This window comes from Rugosimonospora africana, assembly GCF_016862975.1.
Classification (GTDB): Bacteria; Actinomycetota; Actinomycetes; order Mycobacteriales; family Micromonosporaceae; genus Rugosimonospora; species Rugosimonospora africana.
On sequence record NZ_BONZ01000100.1, the window covers coordinates 1 to 23,382 of the forward strand.

13 protein-coding genes are annotated in these 23,382 nt (G+C 70.1%); 4 read left to right on the forward strand and 9 right to left on the reverse strand.

Translation table 11 applies throughout. The features are described from left to right. Positions 1-434: RNA-guided endonuclease TnpB family protein (locus Raf01_RS43175; RefSeq protein ID WP_203923951.1), on the forward strand; the 434-nt coding region annotated here is incomplete at its 5' end. Positions 435-491: 57 nt separating this feature from the next. Here Raf01_RS43175 and Raf01_RS43180 read toward each other — a convergent pair. Further along, positions 492-3,560, reverse strand: a complete 3,069-nt coding sequence (locus Raf01_RS43180) for a VCBS repeat-containing protein (RefSeq protein ID WP_203923952.1) — start codon at positions 3,558-3,560, stop codon at positions 492-494. A gap of 404 nt (positions 3,561-3,964) precedes the next feature. Further along, complete coding sequence (locus tag Raf01_RS43185; protein ID WP_203923953.1) at positions 3,965-4,471, reverse strand: monooxygenase family protein; 507 nt, start codon at positions 4,469-4,471, stop codon at positions 3,965-3,967. A gap of 547 nt (positions 4,472-5,018) precedes the next feature. On the opposite strand from Raf01_RS43185, the gene Raf01_RS43190 reads away from it, so the two are divergent. Further along, on the forward strand, positions 5,019-5,810 hold the full coding sequence (locus tag Raf01_RS43190; RefSeq protein WP_203923954.1) for an alpha/beta fold hydrolase: 792 nt from the start codon (positions 5,019-5,021) through the stop codon (positions 5,808-5,810). A 15-nt stretch (positions 5,811-5,825) separates the two neighbouring features. Here the strand turns inward: Raf01_RS43190 and Raf01_RS43195 are convergent, their stop codons facing one another. Both Raf01_RS43195 and Raf01_RS43200 read right to left on the reverse strand, forming a co-directional pair. Next, complete coding sequence (locus tag Raf01_RS43195; protein ID WP_203923955.1) at positions 5,826-6,104, reverse strand: hypothetical protein; 279 nt, start codon at positions 6,102-6,104, stop codon at positions 5,826-5,828. Positions 6,105-6,650: 546 nt separating this feature from the next. Further along, positions 6,651-7,241, reverse strand: coding sequence for a TetR/AcrR family transcriptional regulator (locus Raf01_RS43200; RefSeq protein WP_203923956.1), 591 nt, complete (start codon positions 7,239-7,241; stop codon positions 6,651-6,653). A 98-nt stretch (positions 7,242-7,339) separates the two neighbouring features. Between Raf01_RS43200 and Raf01_RS43205 the strand changes: the two genes are divergently transcribed. Continuing rightward, on the forward strand, positions 7,340-8,065 hold the full coding sequence (locus tag Raf01_RS43205; protein WP_203923957.1) for an SDR family oxidoreductase: 726 nt from the start codon (positions 7,340-7,342) through the stop codon (positions 8,063-8,065). A gap of 877 nt (positions 8,066-8,942) precedes the next feature. Here the strand turns inward: Raf01_RS43205 and Raf01_RS43210 are convergent. From Raf01_RS43210 to Raf01_RS43230, 5 genes are all read right to left on the reverse strand, one after another. Next, complete coding sequence (locus tag Raf01_RS43210; RefSeq protein WP_203923958.1) at positions 8,943-9,308, reverse strand: DsrE family protein; 366 nt, start codon at positions 9,306-9,308, stop codon at positions 8,943-8,945. Then, positions 9,298-9,792, reverse strand: coding sequence for a carboxymuconolactone decarboxylase family protein (locus Raf01_RS43215; RefSeq protein WP_203923959.1), 495 nt, complete (start codon positions 9,790-9,792; stop codon positions 9,298-9,300). Before Raf01_RS43215 ends, Raf01_RS43210 begins: the two co-directional genes overlap by 11 nt. A gap of 99 nt (positions 9,793-9,891) precedes the next feature. After that, positions 9,892-12,477, reverse strand: coding sequence for a helix-turn-helix transcriptional regulator (locus Raf01_RS43220; protein WP_203923960.1), 2,586 nt, complete (start codon positions 12,475-12,477; stop codon positions 9,892-9,894). Between the two features lie 171 nt (positions 12,478-12,648). Beyond that, the gene (locus Raf01_RS43225; protein WP_203923961.1) at positions 12,649-12,909 is read right to left on the reverse strand and encodes a hypothetical protein; all 261 of its coding nucleotides are present in this window, start codon (positions 12,907-12,909) and stop codon (positions 12,649-12,651) included. Between the two features lie 134 nt (positions 12,910-13,043). Continuing rightward, positions 13,044-16,742 carry an RICIN domain-containing protein gene (locus Raf01_RS43230; RefSeq protein ID WP_203923962.1) on the reverse strand — a complete coding sequence of 1,233 codons (3,699 nt, stop codon included), beginning with the start codon at positions 16,740-16,742 and terminating at the stop codon, positions 13,044-13,046. 208 nt (positions 16,743-16,950) lie between these two features. On the opposite strand from Raf01_RS43230, the gene Raf01_RS43235 reads away from it, so the two are divergent. After that, the gene (locus tag Raf01_RS43235) at positions 16,951-23,304 is read left to right on the forward strand and encodes an RHS repeat-associated core domain-containing protein (protein WP_239134435.1); all 6,354 of its coding nucleotides are present in this window, start codon (positions 16,951-16,953) and stop codon (positions 23,302-23,304) included. The last annotated feature ends 78 nt before the right edge of the window (positions 23,305-23,382 follow it).

Below are 23,382 nucleotides of genomic sequence, written 5' to 3' on the forward strand. Positions count from 1 at the left end.
CGACTCGTCTCGTGCGTGAAAACCAAACGCTCGTGATCGAGGACCTGACGGTACGGAACATGGTCAAAACCCACACCCTGGCCCGTGCTATCTCCGACGCGGCCTGGCGGCAATTCCGCAGCATGTTGGAGTACAAGGCCGACTGGCACGGCCGCAACCTTGTGGTCGCCGACCGCTGGTTCCCGTCGTCGAAGCTGTGCTCGGCGTGTGGCGCACTGACGGAGAAACTGCCGCTGCACATGCGGGCGTGGACCTGCCGATGCGGTAGCACCCATGACCGGGACGTCAACGCGGCACGCAACATTCTGGCCGAGGGGCTCTCGGCCGCTGCCTGTGGAGCTGGCGTAAGACCTCAACGGGCGAACGCCCGGATGCGGCGGCCGGCGTCGAAGCAGGAAAACCCAAGGGCGACCAAGGGAATCCCCGCCCATTAGGGCGGCGGAGGATGTCAAACTTCACTCCCAGCTGAGTACGGGGCGGTGGGCACCAGGTCAGGCGATGCGGGTGATGATGGTGGTCCAGTTCCCGTCGCCGATCTTGACGGCGGTGCCCGGCGCCGAAGGGGTACCGGGGTCGAAGAACAGCTGGCCGGTACCCGCGGTGCCGCCCGGCGCGGTGTTCCAGAAGTCGGGCGTGCCCGCTCCCGCGGTCGGCTGGAACTGCTTGCTGCCGTCGGTGTTCGTGACGACGGTGCCCTGGGCGTTGCCGCTGCCGCCGAGCAGCGGCGCGGCGGCCGGTGCCCAGCCCGACGCGGCGTAGACGACCGGGGCGGCCAGCTGGTAGCTGCCGTCGCCGGCCCGCTGCCCCGCGAACAGGTACAGCTTCCCGTAGGCGGCGTCGGTGGTGGTGTCGGTGTGCTTGCGGCCCAGCACGTCCACGATGCCGTCCCCGGTGACGTCGCCGGGTACCACCAGGTCCCAACCGCTCCAGCCGGTGGCCAGCACCAGCCCGGGCGAGACGGCGCCCGAGGCGTCGGTGGCCAGGCCGCCCTGCGCGCTGCCCCGGTAGAGGGTCAGGCTGTCGCCCTCGACCGTGAGTAGGTCGGCGCCCAGGAAGCCGTCGATGTTGCCGGGGGTGGCGATCTGGGTGACCGCCGACCAGGTGGTACCGCCGGGGTGCGGATACTGGCGTCCGGCACCGGTCAGCAGGTGGCCGAGCCCGTCGCCCGGGTAGATGGTCAGGCTGCCGTCGCTCAACCGGGCCACCACGTCCTCGTACCCGTCCGGACCCAGCCCGGTCGCGGGGCCGATGAAGTCGCCGCCGTGCGCGACCAGCGCGCCGGTGAACCCGGACGAGGCGATCACCTGGCCGTTGCTCAGCGCCCCGGTGCCGGTACCGGGGTAGACCGCCAGGCCACCACCCGAACTGTTCGAGATCAGGTCGACCTGCCCGTCGCCGGTGAAGTCACCGCGCCGGTCGCCGCTGGCCGGCTGCCCGCCCTCGCCGACGAACACGGCCGGGGTGGTCAGTACCGAGACCGTTCCCGAGCCGTCGTTGGCTGAGCTGTTCGTCGCCGTGTCGTACGCGACCACCACGAGCTGGTTGTCCGGCCAGCGTGGCGGCACGACGGTCACCGTCGCGGTGCCGTCGGTGCCGGCCGCGACGAAGGTGCCGCCCGCGCAGACCGCGCCGCCGACCGACAGGGTCTGGTTGAGCGTGTAGCAGAAGCCGGACAGGTGGGCGTCGCTGGCGCTGAACCTGATCGTGCGGGGCTGGCGCGCCGGAACCTCGGCGACGTCCAGCGCGTGGCCGTCGGTGGCCGTCACCGCCGGGGTGGTCGGGGCGATCCCGTCGACCGTGAACCCGCACGACCCGGTGGTCGCGGAGGCGTCGGTGCCGTCGCTGGTCTTCGCCGTCCAGACGTAGCTGTGCCCGTCGAGCAGTTGCCCCGCCGCGGTGCCCACGGTCATCGTCGTGCTGGCCGTACCGCCGCTCGCGGTCGTGGCGGTCCGGGTGGCCACCGTGGCCCCGCCGTACTCGCTGACCGTGAACGTGGTGGTCAGCGACTGGTTGTCGGCGTCGCTGACCTTCGCGGTCAGGGTCGTGCCGGCCAGTCCGACAACCGGTCCGGCGGCCGGGTCGGTGGCGCACGCCAGCGGCTGGTCCGCGGCGGTGTTGGTCCAGTGCCCCCGGTACGCGGTGCTCGCCGTCACCGTCGGCGCATGGTTGTAGGTCACCTCCAGCACCGGGTTGGTGCTGTTGACCGTGAACCGCTTCCAGGTGTACGTGTTCGTCTCGTCGGTGGTACGCAGCCCCAGGGTCACGCTGGTCGCGGAGGCGTCCGCCGCGCCCTGCACCAGGCTGGTCAGCGTGGCGCTGGTGTAGTCCTCGCCGGCCGCCGGGCACGACGACGAGTACCCGTGGGCGAACGACTTGGTCTGCACGGTCTGCCAGGTCGGCTGGCTGTTCCAGGTGGTCGACGAGCTGATCTTCCCGGTCCAGCCCAGTTCGACCGGCTCCTTCGTGCAGCTGTAGGAGTACGCGTTGACCACGTTGAACGTGGTCGAGATGATGTGCGAGCCCTGCAAGCCGTCGATGTTCATCTCGAAGTACGCCCGGGCCGTGCCGCCGGTGTCGCTCTCGTGGCCGACCCGCGCCTCGGGTGGCGACTCGCTGCCGATCTTGTTCTTCGCGTCGTAGTACGCGGTGCCGGCGCAGCTCGAACACGTCGACGACTTGTACGCCACCGCCCAGTGGTTCTTGTACCCGCTGGGGAAGCTGGGGTCGATGACCACCGGGTACGTGGTGTCCGGGGCGGTCAGCATGCTCCGGTCCGGGGTGATGCGCAGGGTGTGGTCGGCGACCCGGGTCGTCATCGCGACCCCGGTGCCGCGCGGCGAGGCGTCCCACTGCCTCGGCGTCGGGACCGACAGCACGGTGCTGCCGGCGCCGTTCACCACCCGCAACGCGCCGTCCGTGCCGCTGACCAGGTCCAGCCCGTGCGGCTGCACGCCGAAGCGCAGGTCGGCCAGCGCCGGGTTGGCTGCCGCCGCCCGGTTCTTCACGACCAGGTTCTCGGAGAAGCTGTCGACGTCCGCGATCAGCTGCAGGTCGACGCCGGGCAGCACGTCGGGGTACGTAGCCGTGCTCCCGTTCAGCACCGGCGCCGGCAGTGGGGCCGGCCAGGTCAGCGCGACCTGGCCGCCGTCGGAATCCATCACCACCAGCGGGCCGTCACCGCCGCCGGAGAACCGCATCCCGTACGTGGTGGCGGTCGGTGCCACGATGCCGTCCGCGGCGCGGTGCAGGGTCGCGTCGGTCGGCTTCCACACCCCGTCGACCAGCGCGCGGACGGGCCGCAGGTGCTGCCGCAGGGTGAAGGTGCCGTCCCCGTTGGCGTACACCTCACTGGTCTCGGTACGCCGGGCGAGCACCTCGACCGGCTTGCCGGAGCGGTGGGCGGCCGCCTGCGCGGCCGATTCGTCGCTCGATGCCGGGGACGCGGCCGCGGCGGGCCGCGGATCCGCGGTCGCGACGGATGGCGAGCCGGCAACCACAACGGCCAGCACGGTGCCGAGCAGCCCGACACCGGCGGCGGGCCGGGAACGCGAAAGCCTCATGGCGGCGAGCCTAGGAGAGGGCTGTACGCCGACCGTACGTTTCCTGTACGCCCGACTCGCCGGGTCGTCGCGCGACGGATACGGCGTCGGCAGCCGACGGCGCGACCCGCCGCACTACCCGGTCAGTTGCCGTTCCAGGCGGCCCGGTCGCGGGCGACAATCTCTGCCGGAGTGTTCTCGTGCGGGAACGGTTCGTCGGGGGACGGCGACGCCGAGGGCCGCGCAAGGGCTGACCCAAACACAGTCGCCGCGTGGCCCGGAACACCAAGCCCCGCACACCGACTACGACCGGCCGCATCAGTGCCTGGACATGGCGTTCCCCGCCGGCCGACGGGTGGTCTGAAGTCGGCGGTTTGGCGGACGTCGATGAATACCTCGCCTGGGAGGGTTCCACCGCCCGGTGATTAAGATCCATAGAGTTCCGTCTCGGAGATGGCTGGGCTACCGCTGTCGGAGCGTCCCAGGCGGGCCGCGGAGCCGAACATAGGTCCGCGGGCGCGCCGGAGCCCAGCGAACCGCCCCAAACCGAGCGGCCTGGGCACATCGTCGTAGACGGCCTCCATGCCGCCCCTCACCGAGTACGTCTCATGCCAGAAGCCTGTGCCGCCGGAGTCCTGGAGGAACTTCAGCCACCACTGCCGGTGTGGCTCCGAGCGGGCGAAGGCGAGTAGTGAGGGCAGGTCGCGCCAGTACTGTCGCATGCCCATGTTCATCGGGAGGAACGAGTAGTACACGGGCTCGTGCAGCAGTAGTCCGTCGGGTTTGTCTGCCACCGACTGACTGATCTTCCGGCCGAAGCTGAAGAACGTCCGGATCCCGTAAAGGTGGTTCACCCGCATGCCGAGGTAGAGGACCAGGAGATCAGGGTAGGCGGACAGATCAACGGTCTGCCGGTTGACGTTGGTTGGCATCGCGAACTCCTCAATGGTTTGGCGTTGTCCGGCCGCGTCGTCCGGGCTCGGCTTCGATGGATGGCCTGGGGTAAGGGCGGCGGCAGTAGTACACCAGGGCGGGCGCGAGGTTGACCCATTCTGTCCGGCTGATGACGGACTCGTCGAGCCGCGACCGCCGTGATCGGACCAGACGCCGGGCGGGTGGAAAACATCGGGCGCGGTTCGGGGCACCGCCGCGGTCGCCACCCGGGCCAGCGCCGGGCTCGCCGCGACCGCGCCGACCGTCAACGGATCGCGCGCGAACTCGAGGAGGATCGACAACTCAATGCCTGGTGTTCGATGTGGACGGCCAGCGGAGAACGTGGACCCGTAGGCCCTGATTCCGAGCGGCTTCGCTGTTGTTCGGTCTCATTCCCGCAAGGTAGGTCCACGTACTTGACGAGTACGGAATTGTTTCGCGGATCCGCCCGCCGTCGCGTGTGTGGCTTCGTTCAGTACCCATCAAGTAGGCGTTCGTACGGTGAGCCGGCTGGTCAACGAACTGAAGCTGAAGGGATCCACACCGATGACGACCACTCGCCGTACGCTGCTGGCCGGAGCGGCCGCAGCCGCAGCCGGCGCGGCGCTCGGAGCGCCCGCGCAGGCATACTCAGGGCGCGACGGCATGCAGAAACCCACCGTAGTACTGGTACACGGCGCGTTCGCGGACGCCTCGGGCTGGAACGCCGTCGCCGGGCGGCTCATCCGCGCCGGCTACCCGGTCATCGCCCCAGCGAACCCGCTGCGCGGGGTGGCCGCCGACTCCGCCTATCTGGCCAGCGTCCTGGCCACCATCGACGGCCCGCTGGTGCTCGCCGCGCACTCCTACGGCGGCCTCGTCGTGACAAACGCCGCGACCGGCAACGCGAATGTCAAGGCGCTGGTCTACGTGGCCGCCTTCGCGGCGGATCAGGGTGAGACGCTGCTGGGCTTGCAGACCAGGTACCCGGGAAGCAAGCTCAGCGAGACGGCGCTGGACTTCCGTCCGTACGGTGCGGGCGTCGATGGATACATCAAGAAGGCGGTCTTCCGAGACGTATTCGCCGGAGACGTCCCCAGGACGACCACCGATCTGATGTGGGCCAGTCAGCGACCGGCCGACCTGCGCACGCTGCAGGAGCCGTCTGGCGTCCCGGCCTGGAAGGCGACTCCTTCCTGGTACCTCGTGGCCCGCGACGACAACGTGCTGCCCGCCGCGGCGCAGCGGTTCATGGCGCGGCGGGCCGGCGCACGCACCGTCGAGGTCGCCGCCTCACACGTCGCGATGATTTCCCAACCCGCGGCGACAGCCGAGCTCATCATGCGCGCTGCCTCTTGAGGACGAGACGATGCATCAGCGCGCGTACGAGGGCCAGTGCACCGCCGAGGAACGGCGGCACACGTCCGCGAAGTCGGCCATCAGCGAGCCGAAGTCGACCCTGTTCGCGTTGGCGCTGGGCACCTTCGCGATCGGCACCGGCGAATTCGGTAGCAACGGCATCATCCAGCTGTTCGCGTCCGATCTAGACGTGTCGATCCCGGTCGCGGCGTACGCGATCACCGCGTACGCCGTCGGGGTGATGGTCGGCTCTCCGGCCATCACTCTGCTGGCCGCCCGGATCAACCGGCGCACCTTGCTCCTCGGCCACCACTGTCGCCGAGTCGCTAGACCGGTGGCTGGACGACTCGGGTGGGGCGTGCCGGAGCAGGGTGAGCGAGCCCAGGCCGCACGCGGCCGAGAGACCGCAGCAGCCCACCCGCCGCCGACTTCGATACAGGCCCTACACCGGCCACCAAGTCTGGAACAAACAGCGCACCGACGAAGTCCTTCCAACACCGAATGCGACGCGAAGATCGCACGCTACCGAGCCGTACTCGACGCAGGCGGCGACCCAGCACTCGTTACGACCTGGATCACCCAAACCCAGGCCGAACGCCTCCGCGCCCAAACCGAACTCGACCGTCACACCGGCAGCGCCCACACAACTGAGAAATGAATCGTGCCCGAGGCCGGATCGATACTGTGACCCCACCGGTGCCCGTGCACGACAGCGAGATCGTGTTTGGCGCCTGAGGAGGATGGGGTTCGTGTCCGAGGGGCAACACGAACCAATGCCCAACGCCCGGCCATTCTGTCGACATGGGCTGCCTGCGGGCCCACAGTGGCGCGGTCATCGCGTCACGGGCGGGGCAGCGCGGCGAAGTCCACGTTGCCCAGGCTGGCGGCGAGCTCGGCAGCCGCCTCTCGGATGTAGGCCGGCAGGCCGACGTCGTTCGGTTGGTCGGTCCAGCGGTCGAACGCGGTGCGAAAGATGGCGACACCGACCTGCGCGAGCAGCGTCGCCTCCGATTCGGCGGTGCCCCGGTCCCGTAACGCGTCCGCCACCGCGTCGGTGACTGCGGCGAACTTGGTCAGACCCCGTTCCTGCAGCTCCGGGCTGGCCCGGACGACCGCGCGTCGTTGCGCGGCGAGCGGGGCCTGGTCGGCCAGCACGCTGGAGATGTCCATGAGAGCGGTCAGGAGGGCGCCGAAGGGCGAGAGGGTGCTGTCGGCATGCCGGACGGAGCGGGCGAGGGCGGCCGGGAGTTGTTCTGATCCGGTAAACAGCACGTCCCGCTTGTCGGTGAAGTAACGGGAGAACGAGCGCCGGGTCAGCCCGGCCCGCTCGGTGATCTGCGCGACGGTGACGTTCTCGTATCCATGCTTGAGGAACAGCTCCAGCGCTGCTTCGCGGAGCCGGTCTTCGGCGCGCGGGTCCCATCGCGGCATGGCGACCATCGTACCAGTGATGACTCAGTGAGTTATCATCTCTGCTATGCTGATGACTCAGTGAGTCATCACGGGGTCGAGGCATAGGAGTGGGAACCATGGCTCTTTCAGACCAGCGCATCGTCATCATCGGCGGTAGTTCAGGGATGGGACTGGCCACCGCCCGCGCCGCAGCGGCGGCCGGCGCGGCAGTCACGATCGCGTCGAGCGACCAGGGGCGACTGAAGGCCGCGCTCGCCGAGTTGCCGGACACCTGTGACGGTTCCGTCGTCAACACCCGCGACGAGGCTGACGTCGCTGCCCTGTTCTCCCGCGTCGGCGAGCTCGACCACGTGGTTTACACAGCCGGCGACACGGTACGTCCGCAGCCGCTCGCGAACCTGCCACTCGACGCCGCCCGGGACCTTTTCGAGGTCCGCTTCTGGGGAGCGGCCGCCGCGGTCAAGCACGCGGCGCCGCGCATCCGGCCGGGAGGCTCGATCGTGCTGACGTCCGGAACGGTCGCTGTTCGCCCCGCACCCGGCACAGCGCTCGCGGCCGGCGCCGCCGCCGCCATCGAGGGCCTGACCCGAGGACTGGCCGCCGAACTCGCCCCGATCCGCGTCAACGCGGTCCGGCCGGGAGCAATCCGGACGCCGCTGTGGGACCCGGTTCCGCAGCCGCAGCGCGCCACGTTGTTCACGGCCCTCGCCAATAAGACGCTCACCAAGTCGATCGGGGAAGCGAACCAAATCGCCGCGGCGCACCTGTACCTGATGGAGAACCCCTTCGTCACCGGAACCGTGCTCACCGTTGACGGAGGCGCCATCATCTCCAGCAACTAGCGGCCTTGATCTTCTGGGCGGCCGTGGTGTTCGCGCTGGTGATGCTGCGCGTCCGCGAGAGATCTTGGGGTCAGGCTGCTCGGGTAGCGCGCGTGCGGTCCGCGTACGGCGCGGGAGTTGTGGGCTCGGCGGCTGCGACCGCGGCACGCCCTGCTCAGCCAGAACAACCGACACTCGCCCGGGGAGTTCCTCACCGCCAACCGTGACGGACTCCCCGGTCCGGTCAGACCGGCCTAACGACAAGAGAACCTCGCGCAACGCTGGTGCTCAACCAGGTTCGCCAGAACTGGGGATCTGCCAACAGCCGCGTATAGCCTCATCGGACGATCGTCCGACCGCTAGGCTGCACCCCTAATCCGTGCCGTCGCACAGCTGCCGTGTGCACTACGCGCGGCGTCGCCCGCCGCAGCCGTCACGCTGCTCGCGCTGAGCCCTCCCCCGCACCCGGACACCACGAAAACCCAGCGTTCAACGCCGGTTTCCAGCTTGGCTCGGGCTTGAAGCTGTCGAACAAGCCAGCCGCCTGGACCAGAAGCCAGGCACGGCGCACATCCTGCTGGCCGTCCTGGCCGCCTTCGAGGCCACCCGGCACTACCGAACTTGGTCGGCGACGCAGCTGGGCGGTACTTCCACCACGCCTGTCGCCGGCGCTGATCGGCTACGTGTCGCCGGCGCGGCGGCCACCCAGTCCGACCCGGCTGCCCGAGCGCCTACGCCCCCGGGGCACCCGATGAAATCGACCCAACGACGGAACCCGAAAGAGCGACAGGCTTCCATAGGATGCGCGTGATACCTGACTTGGGGTGAAGGGGTCACGGGCGTGGGCACGCCGATCCTGGAGGTCTCGCTGCGAGGGGATCTGTTGTTCATCATGCGGTCAGTAGCTGAATGTGGTGGCGCCTTCGTCGCCGATCCATTGCCACATCGGCACGGTGCCGCCGAGGTCGGCACCGTCGATGAGCTGGCTCTTGTCCAGCCGGCGGGCGTCGAAGCAGATCGGGCAGACCAGGTACCGTCCGCTGGCGGCCGCATACCGGGCGACGAGGTCGGACAGTGGCGGGCAGCCGTCGCAGGCCGTGGCCGTTGCCACGCCGGCCTGTGCGAGTCTGGTGGCCTCCTTCGTCAGGAACATCAGGGTTTGCCGGCCGGATTCGGCGGCCCCGACGGCGACCAGGAACGCGACGGTTACCTTCTCGGGATCCTCCAGCCCCGTGGTGAGGCTGACAACGGCCTTACTGGTCATGGTGGCCTCCGTTGCACGGTTGGAGCAGAGCTGCGCGCGGTGTGGGATCGAGAGCGTCGTAGCTGTCGTCGGTTGTGGTGTGTGTTGCGTCCAGGACGGCGGTGCAGAACCGGCAGGCTGCTACGGCCGCCACGACGTGGAAGATCTCCATGTTGGACAGGTGCGCGCGCAGCGGGTCGAGGTCGGATCCATGCCGGTCAACGGCGATGGCGAGCAGACTGTCGGTGTCCAAGAACGTGCTCTGGAGCACTGTGGCGTGGGCGAGGACGCAGTACCGCGCCCTGAGCCGGCGAGCCGCCGCGTGCCTCACCAGTTCGTCGCGGCGTTCGTCCATGCCCGCCCACAAGGCGGTGACGAGTTGCGTCCATGCGGCGTAGATGGCAGGTCCGGGTGCGAACACCCGGGTGTAGTGCGGGACGTATCCCAACCGGTGGTGGTCGGCACCGCAGAGCGCCGAGGCTTCCGGTGTCCGCAGAAGCGTCATGGGCGGCACCGTAGTGCCCGGCCCGTTTGGGGGTACTGGGGGAAATCCCCCATGTTGGTGCTCACTGCTGGCGGGTGTTGGCCCGCGCGTGCGGCGGGCTCAGCCGAGCAGGTGACGTCCGTGGGCTGCGGCGACCGCCTGGCCGCGGCTGGTCACCCCGAGTTTGGCGAGCACCGCGGAGATATGGTGCTCGACGGTCTTTGTGGACAGCGTCAGCCGGGCGGCGATATCGGTGTTCGATAGTCCCTGTGCGAGCAGTCGCAGCACCTCCGCCTGCCGGGCGGTCAGTCCGGCCGCGTTGGTCGTGGTGGTCAGGCGCGGGCCGCGCGGTACCCCGGTGACGCCCCGTCGGCGTAGCGCCGCCCGCAACCGGGCCGCGGCGCGCACCGCCCCCAGCCGATCCAGAACAGTGAGCACTTCGGTGACGGCGGTCCGGTCGCCGTACGAGAGCGCCTCCAGCCGTGCGTATCCGCGTCCCCGGGCGGCCCAGGCGGCGGCCGCCCCGGACCAGTCGCCGCCGATGAGACTGAGGTAGGGCTCTGGTCGCCGCACGGGTTCACCGTCGGGTTCGCCCGCAGCGCCACCCGCCTGCGAGCACCGGAACGCCAGTTCGGCGGCGAGCGCGCTGTGCCCCCGGGCGGAAGCCAGCTCCCACGCCGGGCGCGCCTCCGCCACGGCGCGTTCCGGCTCGCCGACCATCAGGAAATACTCCGCTCGAGCCGACGCAACCGGCCCGATCCACTGCAACTCATCCAGCCCGTAGGCGTGGGCGGCGGCGGTGTCCAAGGTGGCCAGGGCGCCGTCGCTGCCTCCCGCGGACAGGATGCGCCCCTTCACGACCAACGCCGGGACGACGGCGACGCCAAGCCCGATGGGCCTGCTCAGCGAGGCGTGCGCATCGGTCAGCGCACCCTCCCAGTCCAGCCGTTCGAGCCGGATCATTGCCCGCAGGCCCAGCAGGTACTGCACGTATCCGTCGAGGTCTTCCCCGGTGGCGTAGGACAGTGCCTCGTCCAGCGCGGCTGCCGCGGCGTTGTAGTCGGCCAGTTCCAGCAGGGACGAGGACCGGTTCACCAGCGCGCGGGCGGCGTGGTCGGTCAGTCCCGCGGCGGCGGCCGAGCGGTGGATGCGGCGCAGCTCGTCGGCCGCCGTCACGTCGCCGGACAGCACGCGGGCGGTGGCCATGTTGACGCTCGCGTGCAGCGCCGTCTCCGCGTCGCCGAGGCTGTCCGCCAGGAGACGGGCCCGCTCGCCCCACTCCAGTGCCGCTTCCAACTCGTGGGCCAGCATGTGCAGCTGGGACCGGTTGCTGAAGGCCATGGCGAGCTCGCGGTCCGGCAGGCCGGCCCGGAGGACCACAACGGCCTCAGCAGCCGCTTCCCGGGCCGGTCCGCCCTGCCCACTCCACCACGCCAGCCGTGAGATCCAGCGCAGGCATCTGCCGATCCGGTCCCGCTCGCCCAGCGAAGTCCACTCCCGCAGCGCCGCCCGGCACGCGTCCAGGCCCTCCGTCGACACCCCGGCCAGATACGCCTGAACGGCGTACGCCTCCAGTAACTCCGCCCGTTCTGCCGGAGGCAGCCGGGCTGCGTGCGGCGCCACCGCCCGATAATGGGCTACGGACTCCCGGTGCGAGCCCTGCCCGGCGGCACGCGCCGCCGCCACCATACCGTGGCGCAGCACCGCGTCGATCTTCCCGCCAAGCCGAGCGTGGTGGACGAGGCGGGCCGGGTCGATACCGTCGACACCGGCCAGTAGGCCCAGTGCCTCGCGGTGCAGCGCGGCCCGGCTGACCGGGGACAGCGATTCCTCCACAGCCCGGCGTAGCAGTTCATGGCGGTAGGCCACTCCGTCACCGGCCGGCACGAGCACCCCGGCGGCGATGCACCCCTCGACCGCGGCCTCGCGTCCAATCAGCACGGCCGGCTCAGCACGGGTTGGTATCACCGAGACCAGCCGGGCCAGCTCCCGGGCCGGTTCTGGCAGGCCCCGCAGCCGGGCCAGTACGAGATCACGCACGGTGTCCGGAACCGCCGAGCCGCCCGCGAGCACCTCGGTCACCAGCAGCGGGTTGCCGCCGGTCAGCCGGTACACCTCCACCGCGTCCCGCCCGGCGCTGGTGGCCTGGTCGGCCACGCACGCCTCGGACAGCGGCAGGACCGGGATCCGACGCACAACCGCCCGCGGCATCGCGGCCAGCGCCACCCGGAGCGGGTGATCCGGGCCGACCTCGTCGTCGCGGTATGTCACCACAAGCAGAGCGGCTAGCCGATCGATCCGCCGAGAAAGGAACACCAGAAGGTCCATGGTGGCCTCGTCCGCCCAGTGCGCGTCCTCCACCACGACAACGGGCCGCCGCCGCTGGCGCGGGCCTGCCAGCTCGACCACGAGCGCTCCGAGCACCTCGGTACGGTCCGCGCCAGCGTCCAACAGCTCGGCCAGGCGCCCGCCCACCTGGCGCCCGATGTCGTGCAACGGCCCCAGCGCCCGCGGCGTCACCAGCGGGTCGCAGACACCCAGCAGCAACCGGGCGCGGGCACGGCACTGGCTCGCGAACGTGGCAACGAGCGCCGACTTACCGATGCCGGCCTCACCGGCGACGAGCGCGACCATGCCGGCCCGACCACTGTCATGCAGCAGTTCCTCCAGTTGCGCCAACGGTCCGGACCGCTCCCACAGCTTCATCACGGCGATCCTACGACCGACACCAGTCAACCCGGCGAGCGTTCAACCCCGCCATGACCGCGAACAGTTGCGGCATCGCGGCGATCGTGAACCCACGAGGGCCGAAGCAGAAGTCTTCCGGTACGACGGCGGCGGCAGCGGTCATGATGCCGCCTTGATCAACTAGTCAGTTCACATAGGACGGTCACACAGACAATCTGACTCTGGCGCACAGATATCGGCGAGACTGTGCACCGCGTAGCGTCGATGCAGAAGATGGACCCAGTCGGCGATGCCGATGACAAGCAGCCCGCCGACAATCCATGCCGACAAGACCAAGAGCGCCGTTGGCGAATGCTGGCCGCCAAAGTAGATCTGATCCCTGACGGCCCGCGTCATGGCGTTGTTGGGGGATGCCGGCGCGGCCTGGGCATTCATCAGCGTGGCGTCCAACTTGGACAGTTACTGCCAAACGGTTGAGCCGCCCAAAAAATAGCACTCGATGCTGCCGCCGCGATTCAGACCAATCATCCGGATCAACGTCCACAGCCAGAAACGGAGCCGGTCGCGGCGGGGTGGGACCGGCGTCATGGGTCGACCCGGACGAAGAACAGCTGGTTCGCCGGCGCCGGGGCACCGCAGGCCGCCTGTACGATCGCCGCACCGTTGGCGGTACCCGACCCGGTCACCGACAGGCAGGCGTCGCTGTGCACGTCGCGGATCTGCACCAGGATGTCCCGGCCGCTGCCGGAGACGTAGTCCAGCCGGAAGTGCTGGTTGGGTTGGGCCGGTCCGCCGGCCGCGCACGGGCTCTGGTCGATCGGCGCGGCATCGAGCAGGCTCCAGCCGCGCACCTCGACGCACTTGCCGGCTGCCGTCCTGAACTCGTAGTACGGCGAGTCGCCGACCGGTACCAGCGCGAACTGCTCCCAGGTCGCGGTGGCCACGCAGTCCCACTGGTCGAGCGCGGTACCGTCGGCCGTGCTGCCTCCCGGCACGTCCAGGCACTTGCTGTCGTACGAGGGCTGGATGCGGTACTTGCGGGTCTGGTCGATGTGCGGCGCGGGCAGGGCGGCGCCGACGTACCCGTCCCACCGGTCCTGCTTGTCGGCGAACCCGATGCCGGACGAGGTGAACGTGTACAGCCGCCGGGTGCCCGCTCCGGTGTCGTACAGCGCGGCGACATCGGTCCGGCCGTCGCCGTCGTAGTCGCCGGCACCGAACGTGACCGCGTGGGAGGCATCGAACCCGCCGGCGCCGCTGCTCCACCACGTGCCGGTGGTCCAGGTGCCGCCCTGGTCTGTGAAGGCGGCCAGGTGGGCGGTGGCGGAGCCGTCGTCGTACAGGGCGAGGATCTCGTCCCGGTGCGCGGCGTCACCGTCGGCGTTGCCCGCCACGAACCGGGCCCGGTTCGCCGAGAAGGTACCCGCGGCGCTGGCCCAGGCGGTGACCGGCGCCCCGAACTGCCCGTGGTTGGAGGCGTGCACCATCAGCCGGCTCACCCCGCCGCCGGCGTCGACCACGTCGGCGATGTCCGTGTAGCCGTCCCCGTCGAAGTCGCCGGCCACCAGGTTCGCCTGTTCCAGCGCCAGGTTGCCGGCGCCGCTGTCCCACTGCAGCACCGGGTTGCCGAATGCTCCCCGGTTGGACAGCTGTACCCACAGCTTGCTCTGCCCACCGGCCAGCCCCTGCAACGCGGCGATGTCGTCGTAGCCGTCGCCGTTGAAGTCGCCGGCCACCAGCTTCAGGTGGCTGACCCGCCACCCGGAGCCGGTCCACACCGGCTGGCTGGCCGCGTTGTACCGGGTGCCGTCCGACAGCAGCAGGAACAGCCGGACCTGGGCGTCCGGGTCCTCCCGGAACATCGCGACATCGGTGCGGCCGTCGCCGTTGAAGTCGCCGTCGACGCTGGCGATCCGGCTGGTACCGAAGCCGCCGTTGATGCCGCTGTCCCAGCCGACGTACCCGGTGGAGAAGCCGCCCTGCCCGGCCACCCAGTTCCACACGGTGGTCCGGTCGTAGCCCTGGTCCACCACGGTGCTGACGTCGCCGCGCCGGTCCCCGTTCAGGTCGGCCCGCGCCGCCGGTGCGGTCACCACCCGCCCGTGCTCGGCCAGCACCCAGCCGGCGTTCAGCGGGCTGACGTTCCCGGCGCGGTCCACCGCGCGCACGTAGAGGGTGCGGCTGACATCGGACCCGTCGCCCGCGACCGCCGGCCACAGCGTCACCGGTACCGTGGCGGTGCCGTCCGTGGCGGCGACCACCGACATGGTCGTGGCGTCCGGGGTGAAGCCGTACTGGAAGCTGGCCACGTCCGTGTCGCCGCCGGCTCTGGTGAAGGTCACCGTGCCGAGTTCACCCACCGACCGGACCGGTACGCCGTTGGGGTAGTCGGTTGAGGTGACGCTCGGCGGCGTGGGGCGGGTAGTGTCGACCGTGAAGTAGCACGGCGTCGAGTACGGTCCGGCGAGCGTGCCGTCCCGGGTGCGGGCCCGGTAGCCGAACACGGCGGTGGGTTGGTCGCTCGGCAGCACGCCGGCCGGGACGGTGAGCCAGTTCGCCGCGTCCCCGGAGCCGACCGTGCCGGAGTTCTCCGTGTCCAGCACCGTGCTGCCTGACAGGATGTCCAGGTCGTCGGAGATGAGGTCGCCGTTCGGGTCGTAGCCGACAGCGCCGAAGGTCGGCGTCGTGGTGTTCAGCGGGGTCGGCGCGCCCACCGTACCGCACGGGGTGGGCGGCACCGTGGACACCGATGTCGGCGCCAGCGGCGGGGTGTTGTAGACGACGTTGAGCCGGGCGGTCGCCGGGTCGAACCGCTTCCAGTACAAGTCGTCGGACTCGTGCGCACTGGGAATCCTCAAGCCGAACGCCACCGCCTCCTGCGGGCCTGCCGCGCCGGTGGCCGCGTCCTGCGCGACCGCCTGGACCGAGCCGTTGGTCACGCCGAACTCCATCAGCATCGGCGACTGGCCGCACGCCGGCTTGTTCGCCTTGCCGCTCTGCGTGTCCAACGCCTTGCCGCCCAACCAGGAACTGGCGGTGTTGTTCCAGGTCACCGCTTTGGTCGGGTCGATGGTGTTGGTGTGCCACAGCTCGACGCTGGTCGCGGCGCAGTTCGCGGAGTGCGTCATGCTCACCGATACCCAGGCCTGCGAGACGGTGGCGTGTGCCAGCGGCGCGGTGTTCACCTGGAAGAAGGTGCGCCACGGCCCCTCGCCGGTGCCGTACGTGAGACCGACCCGCATGTCGTCGTGATAGTAGGAGTCGGTCCAGTAAGACGTGGTCTTGCTGGAGCCGGACACGATGGTCCAGCGGTACTGGGCGGCGCTGTAGGACGGGTCGATGTACAGCGGGTACCGGACGTCCGGCGCGGACAGCAGCGTCGCGTCCGGTACCACGGTCAGCTGTCCGGCCGCGACCTCCATGTGCATCGCCCGCTGCCGGGGCGCCCGGCTTCCATCGCTTCCGGTCGCGGCGGCGGCCGGCGTCGCGTCCAGTGTCGCGGTCGGGGTCCGGTCCGGGTCCGCGCCGCGGCTCTCCCACATCATCGGGGTACCCGAGACGAAGACGGCCCTGCCGTCCGCGCCGAGCGCGGTGCTGCCGCCGTCCGGATCAGCCCGCAGCGTCAGTCCCTCGGTCCCGGTGCGCAGCCGGATCCGGCGCAGGGCCGGGTTGCGCGCCGCCGCGGCGTCGTGGACCACCAGCAGCTCGGAGAAGCCGATCGCGTCGACCCGCACCTGCAGGTCCACGCCGGGCAGCACAGCGCGGTAGGTCGCCGTGTCGCCGTCCAGCACCGGTACCGGGAGCGGAGCCGGCCAGGACAGCGACAGCCGCCGGTCGCCCTGTGCCGCACTGACCAGCGGGCCGCTGCCCCCGCCCGACAGCCGCAGTCCGGTCACGGTCGCGCCCGGAGAGACCGTACCGTCGGAGTTGCGCACCAGCCGGGTGTCGATGGGTACCCAGCGGCCGTCCCGGCGGGTCCGCACCGGCAACGCGTACTGCTCCAGCGTCCTGGTACCGGTCGGGTTAGCGAACACTTGCCCGGTCTCGGTGCGCTCGCTGGTGATCTCGACCGGCCGTCCGGTGCGGCGGGCCATGGCCAGCGCGCTGGCCGCGTCCGGCACGCCGGTGGCGGCCGTCGTGCCGGGCCCTGCCGCCGCGGCCGCGGGGCGGGCGGGTACCGTCGGCCGGGCGTGTGCCGGGGCCCCGGACGGAAGTGCCAGGCCGCTGGCGAGTGCCCCCGAAACAAGGGTGGTCAGCAGCCGCGCCGCTGGAAAGGAAGCCATCCGCTCGTCCCTCTCGCGTTCGGTGAGCCCCGCCGGAGCACGTGGCCGGTGAGGCAGCATCGTAGGGCGGAAACGGCCCGCGCGAAGTCGGCTGCGGGGACGGTTGTCCGGGCTGTGCGATTTCTGTGCGCAGCCTGTGCGCGCCGGTTGCCATGCTTCCCTCGGCTTATTGGCGATAGTCGCGTTCTGTCTACTGGGAGGCGTCGTGATGGTCGTCCGGACTCGCCTGCTCCGGGTACGCCGCTGGTTCCGCCCGCTGGCCGTGGTGATCGGGCTCTCGTTCGTTCTGACCATGGTCGGCAGCCTGCCGCTGCTCGCGGCGGTGGCCATGGCCGGACCGCCGTTACAACGCGAGAAATCGGTGCCGGTCACCGACGCCGGCGCCAAGCCGCTCGCCCCCGACCCCGCCGAGCAGAAGGCGGTGCGCGCCGCGCCCGCGGTCTCCTGGCCGGCGGCCGCGACCGCGGTGGTGAACCTGACCGCCGCCGCCCCGGCCTCGAAGGGCGCGACAGCGGCGGCGAGGGACTCCGCCGGGCGCACGAAGGCCGGCACGCTGCCGGTGTTCGTGGGCGCGCCGACCGGTGCCGCCTCGTGGGGCGCCGCCCCGCTCACCAAGGCGGCGATCGCGTCGGCACCGTCGAGCGTGCGGGTGGAACTGCTGGGCCGCAAGGGCGACGCCCTGCTGGTGCGGCTGCACCGCGCGGACGGCGGTACCGGGCCGGCGCCGGCCTCGCTGGCGGTGGACTACTCCGCCTTCCGCAACGCCTACGGCGGGGACTGGGCGACCCGGCTGCATCTGGTGTCGCTGCCGGACTGCGCGCTCGACACGCCGGCCGATCCGGCCTGCCGCGGCACCACGCTGGCCACCGTCAACAACGGCTCGGGCATGGCCAGCGGGGACGTCACCGTGCCGGCCGCCACGCCGGCCGGCTCCGCCGGACTGTTCGCGGTCATGGCGGATGCCGCGGGTACCGCCGGGGACTTCGGCGCCTCGTCGCTGTCGCCGTCGGCGACCTGGCAGGCCGGCGGCCCGTCGGGCGACTTCTCCTGGCAGTACCCGATGGCCACGCCGCCGGGACTCGGCGGGCCGACGCCGCAGCTGCAACTGGACTACTCCTCCGGCGACGTGGACGGCCGCACCACCGGCACCAACAACCAGCCCTCCTGGGTCGGTGAGGGCTTCGAGTTCTCGCCGGGCGGCTACGTGGAGCGCCGGTACACGCCGTGCGCGGAGGACATGAAGACGAGCGGCGCCAACAACAAGACCTCGACCGGTGACCTGTGCTGGGGCTCGGACAACCTGACCGTGACGCTCAACGGGCACGGCACCGAGCTGATACGCGACGACCAGACGGGCACCTGGCACCCGAGGGTGGACGACGGGTCCAAAGTGGAGCAGCTGAAGAACACCGCGCTGGGCAACGGCGACCTCGACGGCGAGTACTGGCGGGTCACCGACCGGGACGGCACCCAGTACTACTTCGGGCTCAACAAGCTGCCCGGGTGGGCGAGCGGTGACGCCCAGACCCAGTCGGTCTGGACCGTGCCGGTGTTCGGCAACAACCCCGGGGAGCCATGCCACGCCTCGACGTTCGACGCGTCCTCCTGCGCCCAGGCCTGGCGGTGGAACCTGGACTACGTGGTGGACCCGCACGGCAACACGATGAGCCTGTACTACAAGCAGGAGACCAACCACTACGCGCGGGACCTGACGGCCACCAAGGTCTCCACCTATGTGCGCAGCGGCTACCTGGAGCACATCGAGTACGGCCAGCGCGACGGCGAGGTCTACACCACGCCGTGGGTCGGCAGGGTGCTGTTCACCGTGGCCGACCGGTGCATCCCCGGCACCACGTGCACCACCGCGCAGCCGGCGAACTGGCCGGACGTGCCCTGGGACCAGAACTGCGCCAGCACCACGAACTGCAACAACCACTTCGACCCGACGTTCTGGACGCAGAAGCGGCTGGACACGGTAAAGACCCAGGTGTGGGGCGGCACCGCGGCCCGGGACGTGGACAAGTGGGTGCTGACCCAGTCGTACCCGGACCCCGGCGACGGTACGGCGCCGCGGCTGTGGCTGGCCTCGCTACAACACACCGGCCTGGTGGGCGGAACGGCGAGCCTGCCACCGGTGAACTTCGACGGCCAGCAGCTACCCAACCGGGTCGACGGCACCGACCACATCCCGCCGATGAACTGGTGGCGGCTGCAGGCGGTACGCAGCGAGACCGGCAACGAGATCCGGGTCGGCTACTCCCCCCAGGAGTGCAACTACCAGACCAACCTGCCCCAGCCGGACAACAATGGTCTGCGCTGCGGGCCGCTGCGCTGGTCTCCCCCGGCCCTGCCCGAACAGACGGACTGGTTCAACAAGTACGTGGTGACCCAGGTGACCCAGTCCGACCGCACCACCGGACTGGCGTCGGAGGTCTCCAACATCGAGTACGTCGGGCCGGCGGCGTGGCGGCACGACGACGAGGACGGCATGGTCCCGGACGACCGCAAGACGTGGAGCCAATGGCGCGGGTACGAAACCGTGCGGGTACGCAAGGGTAGCGGCGACGACGTCCGGTCGATGGTGGAGAACCACTACTTCCGCGGCATGGACGGGGATGCCACCGCGACCGCGGGAGTGACCAGACACGTCCAGATCACAGACTCGACGAACACCCCCTGGCCCGACACGGACCAGTTGGCCGGCGTGGTCCGGGAGAGCATCACCTATACCGGTGACGGCGGGACGATGCTGTCCCGAACCATCACCGACCCGTGGCTGTCGCCCGCGTCGGCGACACGGGTCAAGTCGTGGGGCACCACGACCGCCAACCAGGTTCAGGAGCAGAAGGTCACGCAGGGCGAGACCCAGGCCGGAGCGTGGCTGCAGACCGCGACCACGCACACCTACGACACCGACGGCACCCTGCGCACCGAGTACGAGCAGAACAACCTGGCCGACGCCAAGGACGACACCTGCACCCACTACAGTTACGCGCGCAACGCGACGGCGTGGATCCTGGGCCTGCCGTCGCAGAAGCTCACCACGGTGGGCGGGTGCGACCAGACGCCGGCGAAGGACGACGACATCGTCTCGGACGAGCGCTACTACTACGACAACAGCGACACGCTCGGCGCCGCACCGGTTCACGGCGACGTGACCCGCAAGGACGAGTTCGCCGGCTACTCGGGCGGCGTCGAGACCTACATCACCGACATGCGCGCCAGCTACGACCCGTACGGCCGGGCAATCAAGCAGACCGACATCAACGGCGGGTTCGCCACCCTGACCTACGTTCCGGCCACCGGCCCGGTGACCGAGGTGGACAACACCAACCCGCTGAACCAGACCAGCAGCAAGACCCTGGAACCGGCCTGGGGCGTGGAGACCGCCACCACGGAAGGCGGCAAGAGCGAGGTGACCCAGTACGACCCGCTGGGCCGCATCACGAAGACCTGGCAGGCGGGCCGGGATACGTCGATGAGCCCCAGCGCCCAGTACCAGTACGTGGTGCGCAATAACGGGCCGAACGTGGTGGCGGCCAGCACGCTGGAGTCCAACGGTGGCTACCGCACCGAGTACCAGTTGCTGGACGGGCAGATGCGGTTGCGCCAGACGCAGGCGCCCGCGCCCAATGGCGGCCGGGACGTGACCGACGTGGTGTACGACTCGGCGGGCCGCCAGGTCAAGGAGAACGGCCCGTACTACAACGACGCCCCACCCGGTACCGACCTGTTGATCCCGGACGAGACCGTGCTGCCCGCGCAGAAGGTCACCCTGTACGACGGCGCCGACCGGCCGACCGCCGAGATCTTCAAGGTCGACGGGTCGGAGAAGTGGCACACCACCTATGTCAACTACCTCGACCGGCAGGACACCAACCCGCCGGCCGGCGAGACGCCCACCACCCGGATCCTGGACACTCAGGGCCGGCTGGTCGAACTCCGGCAGTACAAGGGAGCGACCGCCGACGGGGACTACGACTCCACGAAGTACACCTACAACGCGCGCGGCCAGGTCGAGACCGTCACCGACCCGGCCGGCAACGTGTGGCGGTACCACTACGACGCCCGCGGTCGCCAGATCCGCACCGACGACCCCGACGCCGGTACCACCACCTACACCTACACCGACGACAACAACATGCGCACCGAGACGGACGCACGCGGCACCACCCTCGCCTACGACTACGACGCGCTGGGCCGCCGTACGGCGGTGCACCAGGGCACGGCGACCGGGCCGCTGCTCGATCAGTGGACCTACGACAAGCTGTCCGACGGCACAGCGGTACCGGGCCTGCTCGGCACCTCGACGCACTTCGTCGGCAGCGCGGCGTACACGACCGCGATCACCGGGTACGACGCCGACGACAAGCCGACCGGCGAAACCATCACCATCCCAGAGCAGGAGGGGAAGCTGGCCGGCGTGTACCAGTTCTCCACCAGCTACCGGCCGGACGGCGAGGTGGACACCACCACGTCACCGGGCGTCGGCGGCCTGCCGAAGGAGACGCTGCAGTACGGCTACAACGACCTCGGCCTGCCCACCACCCTGACCGGGGCGACCAGTTACGTCACCGACTCCCAGTACACCGACTACGGCGAAGAGGCACAGGTCACCCTCAGCGCTGGAGGCAAGGCGCTGAAGGAGAACTACCGCTACGAGGAGGGCACCCGGCGGCTGCTGGAGGCCTCGGCCCGCCGCGACGTGGCTCCCTCGCTCATCTCGGACGTGACCTACGATTACGACCCGGGCGGCAACGTACGCAAGATGACCGACGCACCGGATCCGGGGACCGGGTCGACCACCGATACGCAGTGTTTCACGGTGGACTACCTACAACGGCTCACCGACGCCTGGACGCCCGCCAATGGCGACTGCTCGACCGCACCGACCACGGCGGCCCTGGGCGGTCCGGCGCCCTACTGGAACTCCTGGACGTTCGACGCGACCGGCAACCGGAAGACCGAGACCCGCCACGGCACGGACGGCAGCACGATCAGCAGCAGCTATACCTACAACGCGCCGGGCACCGCACAGCCGCACGCGGTGCAGGAGATCACCACGACCACGTCGAGCGGTACCACCACGGACGGGTACGGCTACGACCCGGCCGGCAACCGGAGCAGCCGCACCCGCACCGGTGGAAACCAGACCCTGACCTGGGACGCGGAGGGCAACCTGGCCAGCGTCACCACCAACGGCAAGACCACCTCCTACGTCTACGACACGCTCGGCAACCTGCTGATCAAGCATGATCCCAGCGGTGGCACCCTCTACCTCGGCGACACCGAGCTGCACGTCGACGGGGCCGGCACGCCGGTGGGTACGCGCTACTACAGCGCGGGTGGACACACGGTGGCCATGCGCGACGGGTCCACCAACAAGCTGACCTGGCTGGTCACCGACCAGCACGGCACCGCCGAGGCCTCGGTCGACGAGGCGACCCAGGCCGTCACGCGGCAGCGGCACGACCCGTACGGAAACGTCCGCGGCACGGGCGTCACGGCGCTGGCCGGCGACCGGGGATTCGTCGGCGGCGTCAGCGACGACACCTCCGGGCTGACCACGCTCGGGGCCCGCGAGTACGACGCCTCGACCGGCCGGTTCGTGTCCGTCGACCCGGAGGTCGACTACACCGATCCGCAGCAGATGAACGGGTACGCCTACGCCGGCAACAACCCGGTCACCTTCACCGACCCGGATGGAAACTACTACGTCACCAAGACCGTCATCACCTGGAAGACGGTGTACCGCACGTTGATCCGCCGCGTGGTGGAGATAGAGCGGCTGCTCGTCGTCACCATGCTGATCGTGTTCAGCATGATCTTCGGCAGCTATGCGGTACCGCACCTGCAGACCGTGATCAAACGAATCATCCGGTACATCAAGACGATCGAAAAAGAGTTGAAACGGATCGTCCGAAGAATCAGAGTGCTGGTACACAGCGCGCACACGAAGAAGAACCTGCTGCGGCTGGCGAAGCTCGGCGACGCGCTGAACCTGATCGCGGCGAACACGGCCAAACTCAACCAGGACCTGATGACCGGCCTGCAGCGGCTGAAGAGCGCCATGCAGCAGCAGGCGCAGGCGGCCAAACGGAATCGCGGTGGCTTCAACTGGGGCGACCCGCACTCCTGGGTCCCCTGGCTCGCCAAGAAGGGCGCCAAGGCCGCGGAGGCGTACCTCAGAGAGTCCTACAGGTTGGAGTCGGCCGTGGTGGGCGCCCTGTCGGCCGTGATCGTGCTGGACACCGGCGGCTCCTGCGGTAGCCAGCAGGGCATCCGGGTGTGCCACACGCTGCTGCACCTCTACGGCGGGAGCGGCACGACCTACGGCGACTCGTTCGTCACCGGCCCCGGCGACCCCACGGACGACATCCCGAATGTCCTCACCCACGAGAAGCGGCACCGTGACCTCCAGTGGCGGGTGAACGGGTACGGCTTCGGCCCGATGTACCTGCTGGAGCTGGTGCGGACCGGCTTCAACGCCTGCCACAACAGGTACGAGCGCCAGGCCGGTCTCCTCGACGGCGGCTACGGGGGGCAGTGCGGGATCGGGTGAGTGCCCCGTAGCCCGTTCCGGAAAGCGCGCCCGCGCCGGTTGTGTCGAACCGGCGCGGGCGCCGCTTGGCGCTTGTGT